The organism is Streptomyces sp. NPDC002520 (assembly GCF_053595235.1).
In genome coordinates this window covers 15,085-36,838 of the sequence record NZ_JBSFXG010000045.1, presented here as the reverse complement: position 1 = coordinate 36,838, position 21,754 = coordinate 15,085, and the positions used below count along the sequence as shown (strand labels likewise).

Annotated in this window: 19 protein-coding genes and 2 pseudogenes; 17 read left to right on the top strand and 4 right to left on the bottom strand. The window is 71.8% G+C overall.

Annotated elements, in window-relative coordinates:
- Nucleotides 1-127 precede the first annotated feature (127 nt).
- Nucleotides 128-1,159 (top strand): permease, encoded by a 1,032-nt coding sequence (locus ACWD5D_RS38730; RefSeq protein ID WP_451377495.1) that lies wholly within the window; start codon nt 128-130, stop codon nt 1,157-1,159.
- Nucleotides 1,156-1,962, top strand: a complete 807-nt coding sequence (locus ACWD5D_RS38725; RefSeq protein ID WP_451377494.1) for a TIGR03943 family putative permease subunit — start codon at nt 1,156-1,158, stop codon at nt 1,960-1,962. Before ACWD5D_RS38730 ends, ACWD5D_RS38725 begins: the two co-directional genes overlap by 4 nt.
- A gap of 4 nt (nt 1,963-1,966) precedes the next feature.
- Here the strand turns inward: ACWD5D_RS38725 and ACWD5D_RS38720 are convergent, their stop codons facing one another.
- Complete coding sequence (locus ACWD5D_RS38720; RefSeq protein ID WP_451377493.1) at nt 1,967-2,953, bottom strand: SCO2400 family protein; 987 nt, start codon at nt 2,951-2,953, stop codon at nt 1,967-1,969.
- 270 nt (nt 2,954-3,223) lie between these two features.
- Between ACWD5D_RS38720 and ACWD5D_RS38715 the strand changes: the two genes are divergently transcribed.
- The 3 genes from ACWD5D_RS38715 (at nt 3,224) to ACWD5D_RS38705 (ending at nt 5,791) form a co-directional block, all read left to right on the top strand.
- Nucleotides 3,224-3,697 (top strand): carboxymuconolactone decarboxylase family protein, encoded by a 474-nt coding sequence (locus ACWD5D_RS38715; RefSeq protein WP_451377492.1) that lies wholly within the window; start codon nt 3,224-3,226, stop codon nt 3,695-3,697.
- Between the two features lie 166 nt (nt 3,698-3,863).
- Nucleotides 3,864-4,904: a permease gene (locus ACWD5D_RS38710; protein WP_451377491.1), complete on the top strand. Its 1,041-nt coding sequence runs from the start codon at nt 3,864-3,866 to the stop codon at nt 4,902-4,904.
- On the top strand, nt 4,901-5,791 hold the full coding sequence (locus ACWD5D_RS38705) for a TIGR03943 family putative permease subunit (RefSeq protein ID WP_451377490.1): 891 nt from the start codon (nt 4,901-4,903) through the stop codon (nt 5,789-5,791). The genes ACWD5D_RS38710 and ACWD5D_RS38705 overlap by 4 nt, the downstream gene beginning before the upstream one ends.
- A 75-nt stretch (nt 5,792-5,866) precedes the next feature.
- On the opposite strand, the gene ACWD5D_RS38700 is transcribed toward ACWD5D_RS38705, so the two are convergent.
- Both ACWD5D_RS38700 and ACWD5D_RS38695 read right to left on the bottom strand, forming a co-directional pair.
- The gene (locus ACWD5D_RS38700; protein ID WP_451377489.1) at nt 5,867-6,808 is read right to left on the bottom strand and encodes a hypothetical protein; all 942 of its coding nucleotides are present in this window, start codon (nt 6,806-6,808) and stop codon (nt 5,867-5,869) included.
- A gap of 94 nt (nt 6,809-6,902) precedes the next feature.
- Nucleotides 6,903-7,796 carry a hypothetical protein gene (locus tag ACWD5D_RS38695; RefSeq protein ID WP_451377488.1) on the bottom strand — a complete coding sequence of 298 codons (894 nt, stop codon included), beginning with the start codon at nt 7,794-7,796 and terminating at the stop codon, nt 6,903-6,905.
- A gap of 172 nt (nt 7,797-7,968) precedes the next feature.
- On the opposite strand from ACWD5D_RS38695, the gene ACWD5D_RS38690 reads away from it, so the two are divergent.
- The 10 genes and pseudogenes from ACWD5D_RS38690 (at nt 7,969) to ACWD5D_RS38645 (ending at nt 17,414) form a co-directional block, all read left to right on the top strand.
- Complete coding sequence (locus ACWD5D_RS38690; RefSeq protein ID WP_451377525.1) at nt 7,969-10,506, top strand: ATP-binding protein; 2,538 nt, start codon at nt 7,969-7,971, stop codon at nt 10,504-10,506.
- Between the two features lie 30 nt (nt 10,507-10,536).
- Nucleotides 10,537-10,827, top strand: a pseudogene (locus ACWD5D_RS38685) (hypothetical protein); the annotation flags it as partial.
- Nucleotides 10,828-10,900: 73 nt separating this feature from the next.
- Nucleotides 10,901-11,089 carry a hypothetical protein gene (locus tag ACWD5D_RS38680; RefSeq protein WP_451377487.1) on the top strand — a complete coding sequence of 63 codons (189 nt, stop codon included), beginning with the start codon at nt 10,901-10,903 and terminating at the stop codon, nt 11,087-11,089.
- The gene (gene kdpF / locus ACWD5D_RS38675) at nt 11,086-11,175 is read left to right on the top strand and encodes a K(+)-transporting ATPase subunit F (protein ID WP_018533641.1); all 90 of its coding nucleotides are present in this window, start codon (nt 11,086-11,088) and stop codon (nt 11,173-11,175) included. The genes ACWD5D_RS38680 and kdpF overlap by 4 nt, the downstream gene beginning before the upstream one ends.
- Before the next feature lie 5 nt (nt 11,176-11,180).
- The gene (gene kdpA / locus ACWD5D_RS38670) at nt 11,181-12,857 is read left to right on the top strand and encodes a potassium-transporting ATPase subunit KdpA (protein ID WP_451377486.1); all 1,677 of its coding nucleotides are present in this window, start codon (nt 11,181-11,183) and stop codon (nt 12,855-12,857) included.
- 32 nt (nt 12,858-12,889) lie between these two features.
- The gene (gene kdpB / locus ACWD5D_RS38665) at nt 12,890-15,010 is read left to right on the top strand and encodes a potassium-transporting ATPase subunit KdpB (protein ID WP_451377485.1); all 2,121 of its coding nucleotides are present in this window, start codon (nt 12,890-12,892) and stop codon (nt 15,008-15,010) included.
- A 24-nt stretch (nt 15,011-15,034) separates the two neighbouring features.
- Nucleotides 15,035-15,742, top strand: a complete 708-nt coding sequence (locus tag ACWD5D_RS38660) for a potassium-transporting ATPase subunit C (protein WP_451377484.1) — start codon at nt 15,035-15,037, stop codon at nt 15,740-15,742.
- 90 nt (nt 15,743-15,832) lie between these two features.
- The gene (locus tag ACWD5D_RS38655) at nt 15,833-16,516 is read left to right on the top strand and encodes a response regulator (protein WP_451377483.1); all 684 of its coding nucleotides are present in this window, start codon (nt 15,833-15,835) and stop codon (nt 16,514-16,516) included.
- Between the two features lie 7 nt (nt 16,517-16,523).
- Nucleotides 16,524-16,623 (top strand): annotated as a pseudogene (locus ACWD5D_RS38650) (hypothetical protein); the annotation flags it as partial.
- A complete protein-coding gene (locus ACWD5D_RS38645; protein WP_451377524.1) occupies nt 16,605-17,414 on the top strand; it encodes a diaminopimelate decarboxylase family protein in 810 nt (269 codons plus the stop codon). The pseudogene ACWD5D_RS38650 and the gene ACWD5D_RS38645, both read left to right, overlap by 19 nt.
- Before the next feature lie 307 nt (nt 17,415-17,721).
- Here the strand turns inward: ACWD5D_RS38645 and ACWD5D_RS38640 are convergent, their stop codons facing one another.
- Nucleotides 17,722-19,023 (bottom strand): lipocalin-like domain-containing protein, encoded by a 1,302-nt coding sequence (locus ACWD5D_RS38640; protein WP_451377482.1) that lies wholly within the window; start codon nt 19,021-19,023, stop codon nt 17,722-17,724.
- Nucleotides 19,024-19,314: 291 nt separating this feature from the next.
- Between ACWD5D_RS38640 and ACWD5D_RS38635 the strand changes: the two genes are divergently transcribed.
- Nucleotides 19,315-20,613: a lanthionine synthetase LanC family protein gene (locus tag ACWD5D_RS38635; RefSeq protein ID WP_451377481.1), complete on the top strand. Its 1,299-nt coding sequence runs from the start codon at nt 19,315-19,317 to the stop codon at nt 20,611-20,613.
- Nucleotides 20,614-20,778: 165 nt separating this feature from the next.
- Entirely contained in the window at nt 20,779-21,231 is a 453-nt protein-coding gene (locus ACWD5D_RS38630; protein ID WP_451377480.1) for a tautomerase family protein, read from the top strand.
- The last annotated feature ends 523 nt before the right edge of the window (nt 21,232-21,754 follow it).

Sequence of the window (21,754 nt, the reverse complement as noted above, 5' to 3'; positions counted from 1 at the left end):
GGAACGCTCGCCACGAGGGGAAAGACTGCCCCAAGGAGACGGGTGGTTCCAGCAATGAGCTGAACGGGTGCGCGTGGCCCCGCGTATGAGGGGGAGCTGAGCAGCACACAGCGGGAGGTACCCATCCGTGGCCATCACCGAGGACGCCCCACCGGGCACCCCCGTCACCACACCCAGCTCCGTTCCCACCCCCACTTCCGACCCCGACGCGCGGCGCCTCAGCTCCCCGCTCCTGCTGACGCTGGTCCTGGTACTGGCGGTGCTCGCCCAGTCCCCGATCCGCGGGGCCCTCGGCACCCCGGTGATGCAGAGCTGGATGACGGTCTTCGTGGCCGTGACGGTCCAGGCGCTGCCCTTCCTCGTCCTGGGCGTGCTCCTCTCGGCGGCGATCGCGGTCTTCGTGCCCCCCTCGTTCTTCGCCCGCGCCCTCCCGCGCCGCCCCGCTCTCGCCGTACCGGTGGCCGGGCTGGCGGGCGCGGTGCTGCCGGGCTGCGAGTGCGCCTCGGTCCCGGTGGCGGGTGCGCTGGTGCGCCGGGGCGTGACCCCGGCGGCGGCGCTGGCCTTCCTGCTCTCAGCCCCCGCGATCAACCCGATCGTGCTCACGGCGACGGCGGTCGCGTTCCCGCGAGAGCCCGTGATGGTCCTGGCCCGCTTCGTCGCGAGCCTCCTCGTGGCCTGCGCGATGGGGTGGCTGTGGCAGCGGCTGGGCCGCACGGACTGGCTGCGCCCGCCGGCCCACGGGGCGCACGAGGGTGCGACCAAGGGGGAGGCGTTCTGGGACTCGGTCCGTCACGACACCATGCACGCGGGCGGTTTCCTGGTGCTGGGCGCGATGGCCGCCGCCACGCTGAAGGCGGTGGCCCCGGCGGCGTGGCTGCGCACGGCGGCCGACAGCCCCGTGTTCTCCGTGCTCGCCCTCGCCGTCCTGGCGGTGGTCCTGTCCATCTGTTCGGAGGCGGACGCGTTCGTGGCGGCGTCGCTGACCCAGTTCTCGCTGACGGCCAGGCTGGTGTTCCTGGTGGTGGGACCGATGATCGACCTCAAGCTCTTCGCCATGCAGGCGGGCACCTTCGGGCGCGGTTTCGCGTCCCGCTTCGCCCCCGCGACCTTCGCCCTCGCCGTCGCGGGCGGCCTGCTGACCGGGGCGGTGCTGCTGTGAACCGGCAGGCCCAGGCGGCGGTCATGTTCCTGCTCGGCGCGGCCCTGCTGCACGCGGGCGCCACCGACCTGTACCTGCGCTATGTGAAGGCGGGCCTGCAACCCCTGCTGCTCGCCTCGGGGGTCGTCCTGATCGCGGCGGCGACGGCGACGGCCTGGTACGGGCGCCGACGCGCGCAAGCGGCGGGCGCCGGCGAGGCCGCCCGGCCGGACCGCAGCCACGCGCACCCCACTCACCCCGGCCACGCGCGATCCGCGCATACGCAACCCGCGCATACGCAACCCGCACACACGCACCCCGAGCCCCGCGTCTCCTGGCTCCTCGTGCTTCCCCTGCTCGCCCTGATCCTCGTCGCACCGCCGGCCCTCGGCTCGTACAGCGCCGTGCGGACCGGGACCGCGCTGCAACAGCCGTACGGATACGGCAGGTTGCCCGCCGGTGACCCGGTCCCGCTGAGCGTGGTCGACTACGCCTCCCGGGCCGCCTACGGCCACGGGCGCTCACTCGACGGCCGTACCGTCCGCGTCACCGGCTTCCTCGCCCTGGACCACGGGGGCACCCCGTACCTGGTCCGGATGGCGCTCAACTGCTGTGCGGCGGACGCCCAGCCGGTCAAGATCGCCCTGACCGGCACGCTGCCCCCGGTCCTCCAGCCGGACGCCTGGCTGGAGGTGAGGGGCACCTACGCGCCCGGGGTGGCCCACGACCCCGTGAACGACGGCCCGATCCCGTACCTGAGGGTCACCGCGGCGAAGCCGGTGCCGACTCCGCACGATCCCTACGACGAGACCTGGAACAACTGAGCCGTCAGCCCAGGCAGAGCACGACCAGGCACAGCTGGCTCGGCGAGGTCGCCGCCGGGGAGGGGCTCGTCTGGGGCGGCGTGCCGGAGGTGCCCGTCCCGCCGGTCTGCGCGGGCTTGGGGGTGGACGCCGGCTGCTGCGTCGGCGCCGCGCTGGTGTGACCGGTGCCCGTCGTACCGCCGCCGGTGACGGGGGTGGAGATCCGGTGCGGTACGGCCAGTGTTCGCGCGGGCACGGGAGCGGCCGCGGCGTCCGTGTGCGCGTTCGTCACGGCGGTACGCGGCGCGGCGGCGGCGGTGTGCGCGGCCCGCTGGTACGGGGTGCCGGCCGTCGCCCGCTGGGGGTGGGCGGGGCTCGCGGGGTGCGCCGGGTGGTGGGTGGCGGGCGCGGACGGCTCCGGGGAGGCCTCGCCGGTGGTCTCGTCGCCCGCCGCGCCCATGCTGCGGTTGTCCGGTGCCGAGGCCGCCTGCGTGCGGTCGGTGGACTGGCCGTTCATCGAGGCCAGCGTGATCCCGCCGCCGACGAGGGCGACGGCGGTGGCGACGGCGGCCCGGCGCTTGTTCTTCTTCCAGCGGGCCAGCTGCCGGCGCCGGGCGGCCCGGCCCCGCGGCGCGTCGAAGGAGGGGCCCGCGTCACCGGACGGCTGGAACCGCGTGGTGCCGTCCGCGTCGTCAGGTGCGGCCTCGTTGTGAAGATCGTCTTCGAACGCCGCCGCGTGGTGCGGGGCGTGGAGGTCGCCGAAGTTCCGGAAGTCCTGGAGGTCCTGGAGGTCCTGGAGGTCCTGGAGGTCCTGGAGGTCGCCGTGCGGGCCGTGGAGGTCGTCGCCGTACGACGGGGCGCCGGTGCGGAGCTGCTGCGCCGCCGGGCCCACGGCCGCCGCCGAGCGGCCGGTCGCGGCCGTGGACGGGGCTATGTCCGGGGCGTAGGCACCGCACCCGGGACAGACGAGGGCGCCGTTCAGATGCCGACGGCACGAGGAGCAGTAGTCCATTTCGGTCTTCCTGAGTCGATGGCGCCTGCGGCCTCGGCACCGTGCCTGGTCACGTTCGTACGCGAGATCGAACAGCCTGCAACGCTATCGATCCTTTCGGAAGACCGTGTGCGGCCCGTGTGGCTCTCCTGCACACATTTTCGGTGGATGAGTGAACGACTGTGGCGCGGGTCACACACGGGGCTGTCACATCCCCGCGCTCGGCTCCGTCGTGACTGTGCAAGCGCGAGAACAGCGGGCCGACGGCCCGACACCGCAAAGGAGCTCGACATGGAAGCCCGTCTGAACCTCTTCGGCAGCCCGCTCGCCGGCAAGGTCCTCAAGCACTTCAACGCGGCCGGCAAGGTCGTCGCCGACTCGTCGCTGCCGGAGGCGACGCAGCAACTGGTGCTGCTCCGTGCCAGCCAGATCAACGGCTGCGGCTTCTGCACCGACATGCACAGCAAGGACGCCGTCGCCGCCGGCGAGACCTGGCTGCGCCTGAACCTCGTCGCGGCCTGGCGCGAGGCCACGGTGTTCACCGACGCCGAGCGCGCCGCCCTGGAGCTGGCCGAGGAGGCCACCCGTATCGCGGACGCGGCCGGCGGTGTCAGCGACGAGGTCTGGGCGAACGCCGCCAAGCACTACGACGAGGAGCAGCTCGGCGCCCTGGTCGCCCTGATCGCCATCATCAACGCCTACAACCGGGTGAACGTCATGGTCCGGCAGCCGGCCGGCCACTACGAGCCCGGCATGTTCGCGTAGGGCACTGCCGGCACGGCACTGCCGATCGCCTCTCCCGGCGCCGACGTCCCGCCCCGTCATCCATCCCCGTCATCCATCTCCGTCATCCATTCGCGACGGCGTGTGCGCACGGCTCCGACTGCGTCCCTCGCATATCGTCAGCCAAACGCCAACATCCGGAGTGAAAATGGGAAAAACGGATGAAATGGTGGGCGTCGGTGTTCTCGACGGGCAGGCGGTCGTCTCCACCGGCCCGCCGGTGCGCCGCCACACCCCCGTACGGCCGCTGGTCGCCGCGTCCGCGGTGGCGGCCGTCGGGGTGGCGGTGCCGCTGCTGGCCGGTGCCGGGTGGCTCGACCACCCCGCCGTCCAGGCCTGGCGCACCGTCTGCCTGGCCATCACCGTCCAGGCGCTGCCCTTCCTCCTGCTGGGCACCGCCCTGTCCGGCGCCATCAACGCCTTCGTACCGGCAGACCTGTTCACCCGGATACTGCCGAAACGGGCCGTCCTCGCCGTGCCGGTGGCCGGGGTGGCGGGCGCGGTGCTGCCCGGGTGCGAGTGCGCCTCGGTACCGGTCGCGAACAGCCTCATCCGCCGGGGCGTGACCCCGGCCGCGGCCTTCGCCTTCCTGCTCTCCGCACCCGCGATCAACCCGATCGTGCTGACCGCCACGGCGGTCGCCTTCCCCGGCAACCCCGCGATGGTCGCGGCCCGCCTGCTCGCCTCGCTCGCCACCGCCGCGCTGATGGGCTGGCTGTGGCTCTGGCTCGGCAAGGAGGAATGGCTGCGGCCGGCGGTCCGGCACACCGGTCACCGTCCCGGACACAGCCGCTGGACCGAGTTCCGCCAGGGCTTCCAGCACGACTTCCTGCACGCCGGGGGCTTCCTCGTGCTCGGCGCCATGGCCGCGGCCACCTTCAACGTGACCGTCCCGCGCTCCGTCCTCGACACGTTCTCCGGATCGCCCCTGCTGTCGGTGCTCTTCCTGGCCGCCCTCGCCGTGCTCCTGGCGGTCTGCTCGGAGGCCGACGCCTTCGTCGCGGCCTCGCTCACCGGCTTCTCGCCGACCGCGCGGCTGGCGTTCATGGTCGTCGGCCCCATGGTCGACCTGAAGCTGATCGCCCTTCAGGCGGGCACCTTCGGCCGCGCGTTCGCCCTGCGCTTCTCCACCGCGACCACGGTCGTGGCGGTCGCCGCGAGCGCCCTGATCGGAGGCGCACTGCTGTGAGACGCCCCGCCCAGGCGGCCCTGCTGGCCCTCACCGGCATCGGCCTGCTGCACACGACCCTCTTCACGGACCTCTACCTGCGCTACGTCAAGGACGGCCTGCGCCCGCTGCTGATCGCGTCGGGGTTCACCCTGCTGGTCCTGGGCGTGGCCAACGCGGCCCTGGACGGACGCGGCACCGCACGGAGGACCGGTCTCCTCGAACCCTCCGCGCGCGACCACGCCCACGGTGACGCCCACGGCCACCCACACGGTGACGCCCACGGCCACCCACACGGCGACTCCCACGGCCACCCACACGGCGACTCCCACGGCCACCCACAGGGCCACTCACACGGTGACGCCCACAACCACTCCCATGGTCACGACCACTCCATCGCCCCCCGCGTCGCCTGGCTGCTGGTCCTCCCCGCGATCAGCCTGCTCCTCTACGCCCCACCGGCCCTCGGCGCCTACACGGCGGCGCACTCGGCGAACAAGGCCGTCACCAGACAGAGCCGCTTCGACGCGCTGCCCGCGACCTCCCCGCTGCCCATGACCCTCACGGGCTTCACCACCCGCGTCCAGCAGGACCGCGCCCTGGCGATCAAGGGCCGTACGGTCCAGCTCACCGGCTTCGTCACCCCCGTCGCCGGGAACGGCGGCTGGTACCTGACCCGGATCATCTTCACCTGCTGCGCGGCCGACTCCCAGTCCGTCAAGATCCGCATGTACGGCACCGAGACCCCACCGGCCGACACCTGGCTGTCCGTCACCGGAACCTGGCACCCCAAGGGCACCCTCGGCACCCGCTCCGCGGAACCCGCCCTCGACGTCCGCGCGACCAGGCCCATCGCCCAGCCGGTCAACGCCTTCACGGACGACCTGCCGCTGACACCGTCGCGGTAGGGCGCCGGCCCGTCCACCGATGCGGTGGACGGGCCGGGCGCTCGGTTGCTCGGGCGCTACCGGGGGAGGGGACGGTCAGCCGACGTTCAGGGTCAGGGCCGCGGTGTGCAGCCGGCCCGCCGTGCGGAACTGGAGGAACAGCCGCCAGTCGCCCGACTCGGGGAACTCGGCGTGGAAGGTCAGGGCGGGCCCGCCGTGGTCGCCGTCGACCTCGGTCTCCGGGTGGAGGTGGGCGAAGGCCAGGTCGCCCTGGTGGAACGCGGTGAGGTGGGCGTACGTGTCGAGGTAGGGCTCCAGGTCGGTGACCGGCCTGCCGTCCTTGGTCACGGTGGCGGTCAGCCGGTGGGCCATGCCGGCCATCGGGTCGCCCTTCACCGTGATCGTGTAGCCGTCGACCGTGGCCGTGGCGGAGGCCTTGGGCAGCGGGGTGGTCGTCGCCGTGCCGATCACCTTGACGGTGCGGCTCAGGACGAGGCCCTTGCCCTTGCCGGACCCGCTGTCCGGGGTGAAGGAGGTGTACAGCCGCCAGGTACCGGGCCGCAGCGCGTCCAGCGGCGCGGTCCAGGTGCCGTCGCCGGCCATGGTGGGGTGCAGGTGCTGGAAGCCGGTGAGGTCCGAGCGGATGGCGTAGAAGTGCATCCGCTCGGTCTGGTCGACGGCGAAGTCCGTGACCGGCTTCCCGTCCGGGCCGGTGACGGAGAAGCGGTAGCCGGTCGCCTCGCCGGCGGTCGGGGTGGCGGAGGCGGGGGCCATCCGGTAGCCGGCCTTCGCGGCGGCCAGACCGTTGCCGGCCTCGGCGCCGCCCATGCCGGGCATGCCCGCCATGGCGTCGTCCGTCTTCGAGGGGGAGGGGGCGGTGGTCCCGTGGTCCATGCCGGGCTTGGACGAGCCGTGGCCGGAGTGCCCCCCGGAGCCGGAGTCGGAGCCGGAGCCGCAGGCGGCCAGGGTGAGGGTGAGTGCAGCGGTGGCGACGGCCGCCGTCAGGGCACGACGGGACGTCCGGAAACGCTGGGTCATGAATACGTCTTTCCAGGTGGGCGCCGTGAAGTGGCGCGATGGACGTGAGAGCCGGTGCCGGACCGCGGCGCTGGGCGGCGGCCCGGTGGTCTCGTCACGTCCGCGCGACGCACACCTGGAGCAGGAGTTGACGGCCGCCCGGGGGCGGACCCCGGCGGCGCGTGCCGTCGTAGGTACGCCAGGCTCCCGGCAGCAGGACGGCCGCCGGGAGGAGGAGGCCGACCGCGGAGAGCGGCGGCTGTGGGAGTTCGGAGCGGGGCGTCGTGGCCACGCACAGCGCGCCCCGCATGGAGGCGCCCCGCACGGAGGTGTCCGGCTGCGCTACGGCCTTGTCGCCGACCCCCTGCACATGGCCGAGGACCGCCGGCCGCGCCGCCCGGCCGGAGTGGTGGGCGCCCGTCTCGACGGGCGTGCCCATCCCATCAGGCATGGCAGCCGCGGTGCGCGCACCGGTTTCACCGGTTTTACCGGTTTCACGGGGTTCGTCGGGGTCGCTGGATTCACGGGAATCGCCGGTCTCGTGATGCGTCGCCGCCGTGCCGGGCATCGCCCCGTGGCAGCCGGCCTCGGCCGAGGCCGGGCCGCCGTGCATGAGGAACAGCCCGAGCAGCACCGCGACCAGCACGGCGAGCCGCGCCGGCTGACGGCGCGAGGCCCCGGCCGGGCCGTCGGCGGGCTGCGTGGCGATCACCGCTCCACTGTACGGGGGGCGTACGGCGTCCCACCGGACGGTGTCGGACGACGCGGTCCACGCGTCGTCACCGATGATCTGGGGGCTGATCCGGATCTCCGGGGTGCCCGGCAGCAGGGCCACGGCCAGGCCGGCGACGACCAGCAGGGAGGGCGCGGGGATGCGCCACCGGCGCGCGAAGGTGGCGACCACCGTGGCGAGGACCACGAGGGCGAGAACCGTACCGACGCCGCGTATGCCGTCCCCCTGGGACTGCGGAAGCCACCCTGGCTCCCGGCCGACCAGACTTCCCGGCACACCTGTCCTCACCCTATCGGGCCAGGTCACGTCAAGACAGTGTCAAGGTCGCCGGGAGGGACGCAAAGGAAGCGCTAACAACGGGGCAGACCGCCCCGCGAAGCGGCTTCCTTGGAGGGGAAGCCCTCCCGTGAAGGGGAGTTGGATCAGCGAGCGGAGCGCGTCGGCGGCGATGAGTGACGTACGGCCCGGACGACTGAAGGTCTACCTCGGAGCTGCACCGGGGGTCGGCAAGACCTACCGGATGCTCGACGAGGGGCGGCGTCGTGCCGCCCGCGGGGCGGACGTGGTGGTGGGGTTCGCGGAGTGCTACGGGCGGCCGCACACGGAGGCGATGCTCGCCGGCCTGGAGACCGTCTCCCGGATGCCCTGCGCCTACCGGGGCGGGCGGTTCCAGGAGATGGACCTGGCCGCCGTGCTGGCCCGGCGCCCCCAGGTCGCGATCGTCGACGAGTTCGCCCACAGCAACGTCCCGGGCGACGGCCGCAACCCCAAGCGCTGGCAGGACATCGAGACCCTGCTCGACGCCGGCATCGACGTGATCACCGCACTGAACATCCAGCACCTGGAGTCCCTCAACGACGTGGTCGAGAAGATCACCGGGGTGCCCCAGCACGAGACCGTGCCCGACGAGGTCGTACGGCGCGCCTGGCAGATCGAGCTGGTGGACATGCCGCCCGAGGGGCTGCGCCGGCGCATGGCGCACGGCAACATCTACGCCCCGGAGAAGATCGACGCCGCCCTCGCGAACTACTTCCGGCCGGGCAACCTCACCGCGCTGCGTCAGCTGGCACTGCTGTGGGTGGCCGACCGGGTGGACGAGGCGCTGCAGGAGTACCGCTCCCAGCACGGCATCGGCCGGGTGTGGGAGACCCGGGAGCGGGTGGTCGTGGCCCTGACCGGCGGCCCGGAGGGCGACACACTCGTACGCCGGGCCGCCCGTATCGCCGACCGGTCGGCGGGCGGTGACCTGCTCGCCGTGCACGTGGCCCGCAGCGACGGTCTCGCGGCCGGTGTCTCGCACGCCTCGCTGGCCCGCCAGCGCCGGCTGGTGGAGGACCTCGGGGGCAGCTACCACTCGGTCGTCGGCGACGACGTGGCCACCGCCCTGGTGGAGTTCGCGCGCGCCGAGAACGCCACCCAGCTGGTGCTGGGCACCAGCCGCCGGGGCCGGCTCGCGCGGTTCCTGACCGGGCCCGGCACCGGGGAGACCGTCACCGAGCTGTCCGGGGACATCGACGTGCACCGGGTCACCCACGAGCGGGCCGGGCTCGGCACCCTCCTGCCCTCGCGGCGCCGGACGCTGTCGACGGCCCGGCTGATCGCCGGCCCGGTCGCCGGACTGGTGCTGCCTCTGCTGCTCACGGCGGTCCTCGCCCAGCTGCGCGGCACCCTGAACCTGACCAGCGAGGCGCTGCTGTTCCTGCTCGCCGTGGTGGGCGTGGCCTGCATAGGCGGGGTCGCGTCGGCGGTGATCGCGTCGGTGACGGCGTCGCTGCTGCTGAACTACTGGTTCATCCCGCCCGTCGGACAGTTCACGCTGAGCGACCCCAACGCGCTGCTGGCCCTCGCGGTGTTCGCGGTCGTGGCGGCCGTCGTGGCCGCCGTCGTCGACCGATCGCTCAGGCTGTCGCGGCGCTCCGCGCGGGCGACGGCCGAGGCGGAGACCATGTCGTCGCTGGCCGGCAGCATCGTGCGCGGCGAGGCCACCATCCCGGCCCTGCTGGAGCGCACCCGCGAGACCTTCGGCATGGAGTCGGCGGATCTCGTGGACGAACCGCCCGACGCGGCCGGGGTCACGGCCGTGCCCGCCGGACCCGGCGCCTGTCTCGCCCTGACCGGCCGTACGCTCTCCTCCTCCGAGCGGCGGGTGCTGGCCGCGTTCGCCGCGCACGTCGGTTCCGCGGTGGAGCGTGCACGGCTCGCCGAGGCGGCGGCCGAGGTGGAGCCGGTGAAGGCCGCCGACCGGCTGCGCACGGCCCTGCTGCGGGCCGTCGGCCACGACCTGCGCACGCCGCTGGCCGCCGGCTGGGCCGCCGTCACCTCCCTGCGCAGCCGCGACGTCGCCTTCACCGACGAGGACCGCGACGAACTCCTCGCCACCGCCGACGAGTCCATGGCCAAGCTCAACCGTCTGGTGGAGAACCTCCTCGACCTCAGCCGCCTGGAGGCCGGTGCCCTCACCTTGAATCTGCGGGCCGCCACCCTGGAGGAGGTGCTCCCCATGGCGCTGGCCGACGTGCCGGAGGTCCAGGTCGCCGACCTGGAGAACATCCCCTCGGTGCTGGCCGACCCGCCGTTGCTGGAACGGGTGATCGCCAACCTGGTCGGCAACGCCGCCCGGCACACACCGGCCGGGAAGAAGGTGCTGGTCACCGCCAGCGCCCTGGCGGGGCGGGTGGAGCTGCGGGTCGTGGACCGGGGACCCGGGCTGCCGGCCGAGGGCCGCGAGCGGATCTTCGAGCCGTTCCAGCGGCTCGGCGACACCGACAACACCACCGGACTCGGCCTCGGACTCGCCCTCGCCCGGGGGCTGACCGAGGCCATGAACGGCACCCTCACCCCGGAGGACACGCCGGGCGGGGGCCTCACAATGGTCGTGTCACTGCCGTTCGCCGACCGGCCCGACCGGCCCGACCGGCCCGACCGGATCGATCGGACCGGACAGTCCGCGGGCACCGAACCGACCGCATCAATCCCATCGACTTAATCGCCTCAATCGCCTCAATCGCCTCAATCGGCCGACTGGGACCCGGGCGTGGAGCTGGTGCGGCTGGCCTGCGAGCGGCGCAGTCTGGGCCGTCCCATCGCCGCGTACGTCCGTGACGTGGCCGCGTCGGAACCGGGTACCCGGGTGACCGTGTTGATCCCGGAGACCGAGCCGGAGCGGCTGTGGCTGGGGGTGCCCCCGCGCGAGCGAAGCCGAGCGTGGGGGAGGCTTCTGCAGAACCAGCGGGGCGCGGTCGTCGCGCACGCGGTACGGCGGGAGACCGACGCCGTGATCTGCAGGCTTCGCTTCCGGCTGCCGTGACACCGGTCACGGATCGTCACGACGCCTTACTCACTGGTACCCGCTCAAGAGCCGTAAGAGAGCCGTCAAAGGCGTGCGTGCCGCCGTAAGAGAGGCGTCAACGGCCGACCGGATCCGGTCAGAGAGGCGTTTCCTCGTACACGTCCGTTTCAACCGAACCTCACTCCAGGAGTTCGCGATGGCCGATCTGGCCTTCGTCGTCACCGTGCTCGCGGGTTTCGCGCTGGTGGCCCTCGTCGCCAAGGGGGTGACGAAGCTGTGACCGCCGAGAACATCGTCGGCCTCGTCGTGGCCGTCGCCCTGCTGGGTTATCTCGTCCTCGCCCTGATCTACCCGGAGAGGTTCTGAGACACGTGGGTCCCGTACTCGCCGCAGTGCTCCAGCTGCTCGCCCTCATAGGCGCGCTGGCACTCGTCTACATCCCCGTCGGCAACTACATGGCCCGGGTCTACTCCTCCGGGAAGCATCTGCGTGTGGAGAAGTGGGTCTACAAGGGCATCGGTGCCAACCCCGACACCGAGATGACCTGGCCCGCGTACCTGCGCGGTGTCCTCGCCTTCTCGGCCGTCAGCGTCCTGTTCCTCTACCTGCTGCAGCGGCTCCAGGGTCTGCTGCCCGGCTCGATGAACTTCTCGTCGGTCAACCCGGCGCAGTCGTTCAACACGGCCGTCTCCTTCGTGACCAACACGAACTGGCAGTCGTACTACGGCGAGCAGACCATGGGTCACGTCGTGCAGACCGCCGGTCTGGCCGTGCAGAACTTCGTCTCCGCCGCCGTCGGCATGGCCGTGGCCGTCGCCCTCGTGCGCGGCTTCGTCCGCTCCCGCACCGGTGAGCTGGGCAACTTCTGGTCCGACCTGGTGCGCGGCGTGCTGCGCATCCTGCTGCCGGGTGCCGCGATCGCCGCAGTGATCCTGGTCGCCTGCGGCGCGATCCAGAACTTCTCCGGCATCCACGAGGTCGGCCAATTCGTTAACGGGCACAGCATGGGCGGCTCGCAGCAGTGGAACGGCGGCGCGGTCGCCTCCCAGGAGGCGATCAAGGAGCTGGGCACCAACGGTGGCGGTTACTTCAACGCCAACTCCGCCCACCCCTTCGAGAACCCCACCCCCTTCACCAACCTCTTCGAGATCTTCCTGATCCTGGTGATCCCGTTCTCGCTGACCCGCACCTTCGGCGTGATGGTCGGCTCGGTGAAGCAGGGTTACGCGATCCTCGCCACGATGTTCACGATCTGGCTGGGCTTCACCGCCCTGATGATGTGGACCGAGTTCGCCCACCACGGCCCGGCCCTGCAGGCCGCGGGCGGGGCGATGGAGGGCAAGGAGGTCCGCTTCGGCGTCGGCGGCTCGTCGATCTTCGCGGTGGCGACCACGCTCACCTCGACCGGCGCGGTGGACTCCTTCCACTCCTCCTTCACCGGCCTCGGCGGCGGCATCACGATGCTCAGCATGATGCTGGGCGAGATCACGCCCGGCGGTACCGGCTCCGGCCTCTACGGCATCCTGATCATGGCGGTCCTCGCGGTGTTCATCGCCGGTCTGATGGTCGGCCGTACGCCCGAGTACCTGGGCAAGAAGATCGGCGGCCGCGAGATGAAGCTCGCCGCCTGCTACATCCTCATCACCCCCGCCCTGGTCCTCGTCTTCACGGCCGCTTCCATGGCCCTGCCGACCCCGCCGAACTCGATGCTCAACTCGGGCGCCCACGGGTTCTCCGAGGTGCTGTACGCGTTCACCTCCGCCGCGAACAACAACGGCTCGGCCTTCGCCGGCCTGAACGCGAACACCGACTGGTTCAACACCATGACGGGACTCGCGATGCTCCTCGGCCGCTTCCTGCCGATGGTGTTCGTCCTGGCGCTCGCCGGCTCGCTCGCCGAGCAGAAGCCGGTCCCGGTGACCGCGGGCACCCTGCGCACCGAGAAGCCGCTGTTCACCGGCCTGCTGGTCGGCGCGATCCTGATCATCACCGGTCTCACCTACTTCCCGGCCCTGGCCCTCGGCCCGCTGGCAGAGGGGCTGGCGTGATGGCCACCCGCACAGAGAACTCAGAGGACTCGATGTCCACAGCCACTCCCACCCGGGCGCCGCACAGCGACGTCCCCACCGGGCACAAGCCCGCCGAGGGCCGTGTCGGCGCGGGCCTCTTCGATCCCAAGCAGCTGGTCAAGTCCCTGCCGGAGGCGTGCCGCAAGCTCGACCCGCGGGTGATGGTCAAGTCTCCCGTGATGTTCGTGGTGTGGATCGGCTCGATCCTCACCACCGTCTTCTCCTTCCAGCACCCGGGCGACTGGTTCGGCTGGACCATCAGCGCCTGGCTGTGGCTGACCGTGGTCTTCGCCAACCTGGCGGAGGCGGTCGCCGAGGGCCGCGGCAAGGCGCAGGCCGACACCCTGCGCAAGGCCAAGACCGACACGATCGCCCGGCGGCTGCTCACGGACGGTGTGTCCGAGGAGCAGGTGCCCGGCACGGAGCTGAAGATCGGCGACCTGGTGGTCTGCGAGGCCGGTGACGTGATCCCCGGCGACGGTGACGTCGTCGAGGGTGTCGCCTCCGTGGACGAGTCGGCGATCACCGGCGAGTCCGCCCCGGTCATCCGTGAGTCCGGCGGTGACCGCTCGGCCGTCACGGGCGGCACGAAGGTCCTCTCCGACCGCATCGTCATCAAGATCACGACGAAGCCCGGCGAGACCTTCATCGACCGCATGATCAACCTGGTCGAGGGCGCGGCCCGGCAGAAGACGCCGAACGAGATCGCGCTGAACATCCTGCTGGCGTCGCTGACGATCGTCTTCCTGCTCGCGGTGGCGACCCTGCCGCCGTTCGCCGATTTCGCCTTCAACAACGCCGGCAGTCACCAGCACCTGACCATGATCGTCCTGGTCGCCCTGCTGGTCTGCCTCATCCCGACCACCATCGGCGCCCTGCTCTCCGCGATCGGCATCGCCGGCATGGACCGCCTGGTGCAGCGCAACGTGCTCGCCATGTCCGGCCGCGCGGTCGAGGCCGCCGGCGACGTCTCCACGCTGCTGCTGGACAAGACCGGCACCATCACCCTCGGCAACCGGCAGGCCGCCGAGTTCGTCCCGGTCAAGGGCACCACCGAGGCCGAGGTGGCCGACGCGGCCCAGCTGTCCTCGCTGGCCGACGAGACCCCCGAGGGCCGCTCCGTCGTCGTCCTGGCGAAGGAGAAGTACGGGCTGCGCGAACGCCACCAGGGCGAGCTGGCGCACGCCGAGTGGATCGAGTTCACCGCCCAGACCCGTATGTCGGGTGTGGACGTCGACGGCCGGAAGATCCGCAAGGGCGCCACCGCCTCGGTCATCGCCTGGGTCGAGGAGCAGGGCGGCACGGTCGCCGAGGACGCCGACGTCATCGCGAACGGCATCTCCGAGGCCGGCGGCACCCCGCTGCTGGTCGCCGTCCACGACGAGCGGGGCGCCCGCGTCCTGGGCGTCATCCACCTCAAGGACGTCGTCAAGGACGGCATGCGGGAGCGGTTCGAGGAGCTGCGCCGCATGGGCATCAAGACGGTCATGATCACGGGTGACAACCCGCTGACCGCCAAGGCGATCGCCGAGGAGGCGGGCGTCGACGACTTCCTCGCCGAGGCCACTCCCGAGGACAAGATGGCCCTCATCAAGCGGGAGCAGGCCGGCGGCAAGCTGGTCGCCATGACCGGTGACGGCACGAACGACGCGCCCGCGCTGGCTCAGGCGGACGTCGGCGTGGCCATGAACACCGGCACGTCGGCCGCCAAGGAGGCCGGCAACATGGTCGACCTCGACTCCAACCCGACCAAGCTGATCGAGATCGTCGAGATCGGCAAGCAGCTGCTGATCACGCGCGGTGCGCTGACCACGTTCTCCATCGCCAACGACGTCGCGAAGTACTTCGCGATCATCCCGGCGCTGTTCGCGGCGGTCTACCCGGGCCTGGACAAGCTGAACGTCATGCAGCTGTCCTCGCCGAACTCCGCGATCCTGTCGGCCGTCATCTTCAACGCACTGATCATCATCGCGCTGGTGCCGCTGTCCCTGAAGGGCGTGCAGTACCGGCCGCTCAGCGCCGACAGGATGCTCCGCCGCAACCTCGGGATCTACGGCATCGGCGGCCTGATCGCGCCCTTCATCGGCATCAAGATCATCGACCTGCTCATCTCCCTCATCCCCGGGCTGTAACTCTCCAAAGGCGTGCTGATCACCATGAACAACTCGGTTACCAACACCGCCCGGTTGCTCGGGGCGGGCCTGCGCGCCCTCCTCGTGCTCACCCTGGTGACGGGCGTCATCTACCCGCTGGTCGTCACCGGCATCGCGCAGGCACTGTTCAACGACAAGGCGAACGGCTCCGAGATCAAGGCGGACGGCAAGGTCGTCGGCTCGTCCCTGATCGGGCAGTCGTACAACCTGCCGCTGAAGAAGGGTCAGGAGACCCCGGACCCGGACCTGAAGTGGTTCCAGGGCCGCCCGGCCAACGGCCTCGGCAGCAACAGCGTCAACACGCAGTACAAGCTGATCCTCTCGGGCGCCACCAACCTCGCCGCCGACAGCGGCGCGGTCGACGGCAAGTGCCCCGCCAAGCCCGAGGACGGCACGCTCTGCGCCCAGGTGCTCTCCGCCAAGGCCGCCGTCGTCAAGGACAACTCGGTCCCCGGCTACACGGTCCAGGCGTCCGACGTCCCCGCCGACGCCGTCACCTCCTCCGGCTCCGGACTCGACCCGGCCATCTCCCCGCAGTACGCCGAACTCCAGGTCCACCGGGTCGCCGCGAAGAACGGCCTGCCGGTCGCGCAGGTGGAGAAGCTCGTAGAGGACCAGACCCAGGGCCGCGCCCTCGGCTTCATCGGTGAGCCGCAGGTGAACGTCCTGAAACTCAACATCGCGCTCAAGGACCTCGTGGCCGGGAAGTGACGGCCTGACGCGATCCGCGACGGGAGCCGGCGCCCCGGGGCATCCCGGTGCCGTCGGCTCCCGCAGGCATGACAGGAGAGGCACACACCCATGACCCGGGTGCTCGTGGTGGAGGACGACCCGCAACTCGTACGGGCCCTCGTCATCAACTTGCAGGCACGTCACTACGGTGTCGACGCCGCCCCCGACGGGGCCACGGCCCTGCGCATCGCCGCCGCGCGCCAGCCCGACGTGGTGCTGCTGGACCTCGGCCTGCCCGACATGGACGGCGTCGAGGTCATCAACGCGCTGCGCGGCTGGACCCGCGTGCCGATCATGGTCCTCTCCGCGCGGCAGGCGTCCGACGAGAAGGTGGCCGCGCTCGACGCGGGCGCCGACGACTACATCACCAAACCGTTCAGCATGGACGAGCTGCTGGCCCGGCTGCGGGCCGCCGTCCGCCGCACCGAGGACACCCCGCTCGTCCCCGAGACGACCCGGGTCGAGACGGACGACTTCAGCATCGACCTGCTCGCCAAGAAGGCCGTCCGCGCCGGCCGGGACGTCCGGCTGACCCCGACCGAATGGCATCTGCTGGAGATCCTGGTGACCAACCCCGGCCGCCTGGTCACCCAGAAGCACCTCCTCCAGGAGGTCTGGGGCGTCTCCCAGAGCAACAAGACCAACTACCTGCGGGTGTACATGGCGCAGCTGCGCCGCAAGCTGGAGACGGACCCGTCACACCCCCGCTACCTGATCACCGAGCCCGGCATGGGCTACCGCTTCGAGGGATGACATGGCACGCGGCAAGCTCCGGATCTACCTCGGCGCGGCACCCGGCGTCGGCAAGACCTACGCGATGCTGTCCGAGGCGCACCGCCGTATCGAGCGGGGTACCGCCACTCTCGGCTTCGCTCGAGCGGGAGGTGCCCCCATCGACGGCTACGCCCAGCACGCCATCGCCCGCATACTCGACCAGCCGCAGCTCGAACTCACGGGCCTGCACTGCCACTTGGGCTCCCAGATCACCAGCGTCAAGCCGTACCTGGTCGCCGTACGCCGCATGGTCGGCCTGATGACCCGGCTGTACGAGCAGCACGGTCTGGTCCTGCCCGAGCTCGACCTCGGCGGCGGCCACGGCATCGCCTACCGCCCCGGCGAGGAGGCCCTGGACCTGACGGCACTGGCCCGCAAGGTCCGCGCCGAACTCGCCGACGCGTGCGCCACCGCCGGGCTGCCCGTGCCACGCCTGATCATCGAGCCGGGCCGGGCGATCGCGGGCCCCGCGGGCGTCGCCCTGTACCACGTCCTGTCCGTGAAGCACACGGGCGAGAACGTGTTCGTGGCCGTGGACGGCGGCATGAGCGACAACCCGCGCCCGGCCTTGTACGGCGTCCGGTACCAGCCCCGGCTGGTCGGCCGGCACAGCACCGAGGCCCCGGCCCGGGTGACCGTCGTGGGCCGGCACTGCGAGGCCGGCGACGTACTGGCCGCCGACGTGGAACTCCCCGCCGACATCCGCCCCGGCGACCTGCTCGCCGTACCCGTCGCCGGCGCGTACCACCTGTCCATGGCCTCCACCTACAACATGGTCGGCCGCCCGCCGGTGGTCGCCGTACGCGACGGCCTCGCCCGCCTGCTGGTCCGCCGGGAGTCCCTGGCCGACTTCCGCAGCCGCGACGTGGGCCTGTAATCCGCCCGCAGGCGCCGGCACCTGCCACGCACCCCCACCCGCAGGCGCCGGCACCTGCCACGCACCCCCACCCGCAGGCGCCGGCACCTGCCACGCACCCCCACCCCCAGGCGCCGGCACCTGCCACGCACCCCCCACCCGCCGGCGGCGGGTGCCGCCCGCCCGCCACCCGGCGGCGTCGCCACCTGCCTCGCACCTCGCTCCACCCCACCCCCTGACCCCCGGGCGGGCCGGTCTCCCTCACCCACGCCACCGACCGGCCGCCCGGGGCCGCACGCTGCTTCAGAGGCGTCAGCGGCGGGTGTTCTCAGCGGGTGGTCTTCGGCGGGGCGGTGCCGAGGCCGAACTGGGCGGCTTCGAGGGTGCCCGTCCCGGTGCCCGAGGCGTGGGCGCCGCCGACGTCGAGGGTGAGGCTGTTCGTGGTGGCGTACCGGGTGTACCGGATCTGGTCTATGTCGAGCTCGTCGAGGGCGGCCCGCTGGTTCGGGGTGGGAGCGGCGGCGTACCGCTTGGTGACGATCAGCCGGTCGGAGTCCGTGAAGGTGCAGTCAGCGTTGTCGCCGCCGCTCCGGTAGGACCAGCGGACCTTGCTGTAGTAGTCCCTGGGGTAGGCCGGGTCGCTGTGCGGCACGGGGTCGGACTCGCGGGCGGTGACCGTGCGCGGGTCGTAGGCGCCGACCAGGCGGGTGCCGGTGCGGGTGTCGTCGACGAGGAGGACGGGGACGATCGCGGAATCGTACTCCTCGCGCAGGTGCAGGTCGGTGCCGATCACCGCGTACGCGCCGACGCTGCCGCGGCCCCAGCGCCAGTGCTCGACGTAGGAGGGGAACGGCTCGTTGCCCCAGTTGTGGTCGTGGTAGCCGTGCCCGGAGAACGAGCGCCGCTTGCCGTTCACGGTGACGGTGCCGGTGACCGCCCCGGACGGCACCGCGCACAGCCAGCCCAGGAAGGCGTTCGTGTCACCGACGTAGAGGACACCGGTGCCCGGACGGAACGGCTGCACCCGGCTGGTCAGCGTCAGATCGACGCCCACGCCGCCCGACTGCCCCCGCAGCCGGTAGGTCTTCAGGTCGCCGGCCATGGTGAAGGGCCCCACCCGCACGTCGCAGCGTTCCATCGAGGCGGTGAACTCGCTCCAGCCGTAGGTGTGGGCGCCTCCGTGGCTGGTGCCGTCGGGGTCGGTCACGGTGACCGACGCCGAGGGCTTGCGCCCCTTCTCGCCCGGCGCCGGCACGAAGCCGTCGTTCACCCGGGTGCTCAGGGTGAAGGAGACGACCGTGCCGTCGCCCCCCGTGAAGTCGGCGTACCACCACTCGAAGACGTTCGGATCGTCGTTCTCGGCGGCGGTGCGGAACCCGTCCTCCCAGGCCTCGACGCTGTCGCGTCGCAGCCCGACCCGGACGAAGTCGGCGTCGGTGTGCCCGTACGCGTTGGACGTGAGCCCAGCACCCGAGGCCGACCGGTCCGTCCTGGGCCTCGCTTCCGCGGTCTCCGTCCTCGTCGGCGCGGAACAGCCCGACAGGGCCATCCCGGGCACGGAGGCGAACAGCCCGGCGGCCGCCGTACCCCGCAGCAGCGAACGCCGCGACGGAGAGGGACGCCGGGACACAGGCGAACGCCCGGACGTGGACGAACGCCCGGAAGCGGACGAACGCTCGGAAGCGGACGAACGTCCGGACCCGGACGGACGCCGGGACGGAACGGAATCCTCATGCACCATGGGTTCTGCCTCGCACTCATACCGACAACGGCGCCGCGATCCCAGTGCACGCCCCCTCAGGCGCTACGGCATCCGGAGCAGCCCCGATCGAGTGAGAGCCCCCCGGCCCCACCCCGCCCCTCCGCCCCTCCGCCCCTCCGCCCTCTGGACGGGCCCGGAAGATCACGCGAGGGTGGGCCCATGACGGCACCGGAAACCAAGGTCGTGGCGGTCGACGAGGTCGAGGAACTCGCGGTGGACGGGCTGCGGTGGCTGACCGCGGCGGCACGCGAAACCTCCGGAGGAGGCCTCGTCTGGGCGGCCAGGCCGTCGGACGACGAGGTCACCCCCATGCTCTACAGCGGTACGGCCGGCCACATCCCCGTACTCCTCGAGGCATGGCGGCACTTCGGCGACGACTCCTACGCCGACACCGCCCTGCGCGCGGCCCGCGGCCTCGCGGACTTTGTCGACGGCATCGACGACGACTCCCTCTACTTCGGCCGCACCGGAATGGCCGTCGTCCTGCGGGCCGTTCAGGAAGAACTCGGCGACAAGGCAGCCGGCGCCGCCGCCGACCGCGCGTTGCAACTCGTGCGCTCACGCTTCGACGGCACCCGTTGGGGCGAACTGTTCGAGCTGATGGGCGGCAACGCGGGAATCGGCCTCGGGGCACTCCTGGCCGGCGACGCCGAACTGGCCGTCCTCGCCCTGGAGCCGTATGCGCGGACGGCGGAGCAGACTCCGGCGGGCGTCCAGTGGGCCCATCGGCCGGGTGTCGATTCCCGCCTGCATCACGTCTCGCACGGCACGCTCGGCATCGTCCTGGCGCTTGCCCGGGTCGGCGCGGCCACCGGCCGTGCGGACCTGGTCGAACTGGCGCTGGCCGGTACCGCGGACGTCGTGGCCCGGGACGAAGCGGGGCCGGAAGGCTTCCTGGTGCTGCACTCCACCCCTCAGTTCCGCCCCGACGTGATCGACCCCGTCAGCTACGGCTGGTGTCACGGCCCGGCGGGCGACGCCCAGGTCTTCCGGCTGCTGCGGGACGTCACGGCCGACCCCGCCTGGTCCGCCCTCGCCGACCGCTGCTGGCACACGGTCACCCACTCCGGCCTGCCCCGGCGCCTTCGCCCCGGCTTCTGGGACAACAACGGCCGCTGCTGCGGCACCGCGGGCGTCCTCGCCCTGGCCTGCGACTGGATCGCCGAACAACAGGACCCGCACGACTTCGCCCACATCCTCGTCGCGGACCTCACCGCCCGCGCGATCCGGGGCGGCGACGGCGCCCGCTGGTCCAACGTCGAGCACCGAGCCACCCCGAGCGCCCTCGAACCCTCCACCGGCTGGGCCTCGGGCAACGCGGGCATCGTCCGCGAACTGCTCCGCTTCGTACGGCTTTCCCGCGGAGGCAACCCCCGCTACGCCTTCCCCTGGCCGGACCAGCTCCCCGTCCCTCCCCGGCCGGCACCCCGCCATCCCGGCACGGACGCAGCCCCCTGACCACCACCGCCGCGCAACCGACTTTCCCCTGATGCGTGGCCGAGGACGGCGGCGGCGTCGGCCTGGCGATGCGGGTCGCGCCGGTCGGCAGATGCAAGGATCGAAGATGCCCTCATAGCAGGCAACCGTCACCAAACGATTTAATTCGCACAAAAGGGGCCAGTCATGCCGATCTGGCACGTTTATCACCCGGAGAGCCTCTACAGCGCCGAGGACAAGCAGCAGTTCGCCACGCAGGTCACCGTGGCGTACACCGAACTGATCAAGCTGCCCAAGTTCTACGTCTCCGTGGCATTTCACGAATTCGCGCCGCAGGATTTCTTCGTCGGCGCCGAGCCCGCGACCCAGTTCGTGCGCATCACGATCGACCACATCGCCCGCCTGACCCCCGACCCGGAGCGGCGCCGGAAGTGGATGGACGTCATCAACGAGCGACTGGCCCCGTTCCTGCGGCACCGCGGGCTTCACTGGGAGATCCACATCGATGAGACACCGCGGGAATTCTGGACCATCGACGGGTTCTTCCCGCCACCCACGGACTCCCCGGACGAGCGGCGATGGGCCGAAGAGAACAAGCCGTCGCAGCTGCTCGGCGGCCAGCCCGGACAGCATTCGTAATAGGCGCCCGCCGCAACCTCGGGGCCCGGGGCGCGGGAGATTCGCCACCGCCGACCCTCGCAGGGGGTGGACTGGGCTCGCCGCACCAACGAACTCAATAGCCACCCACCGAACAACAACTACCTGAACATTTGGCAGTCTTTGCGTCGAGCGACGAATACGACGGGGAACTGGCATCCTGGCTCGCCGTCGTTGACCTGCGCCCCCCGGTCGCGACCGTCCGTTGCGTGCCGGAGTAAACGGCTCCCCGTCTGGTTCCCTTGGCGACCGAGCCGACATACGAAGACCCCGGCGAGTGCATTCGCCGGGGTCGACATGTGCGTACCGGTCAGCGTCCGTTGGCGTTGACGGGCGGCACCGCCTTCGGTTTCCACCGGCCCCGCATGGTCGCTCCCTGGCCGCCCCGCCAGGGCGTCGTCGGGTTGTCTGATCGTAATCCCGTCAGGGCGGACTGGGACCTCGCTGATCGGCTAGCGTCTATCGCACAAGCGGCCGGCAAGCTCCACCGCAGCCACCCGGGGGA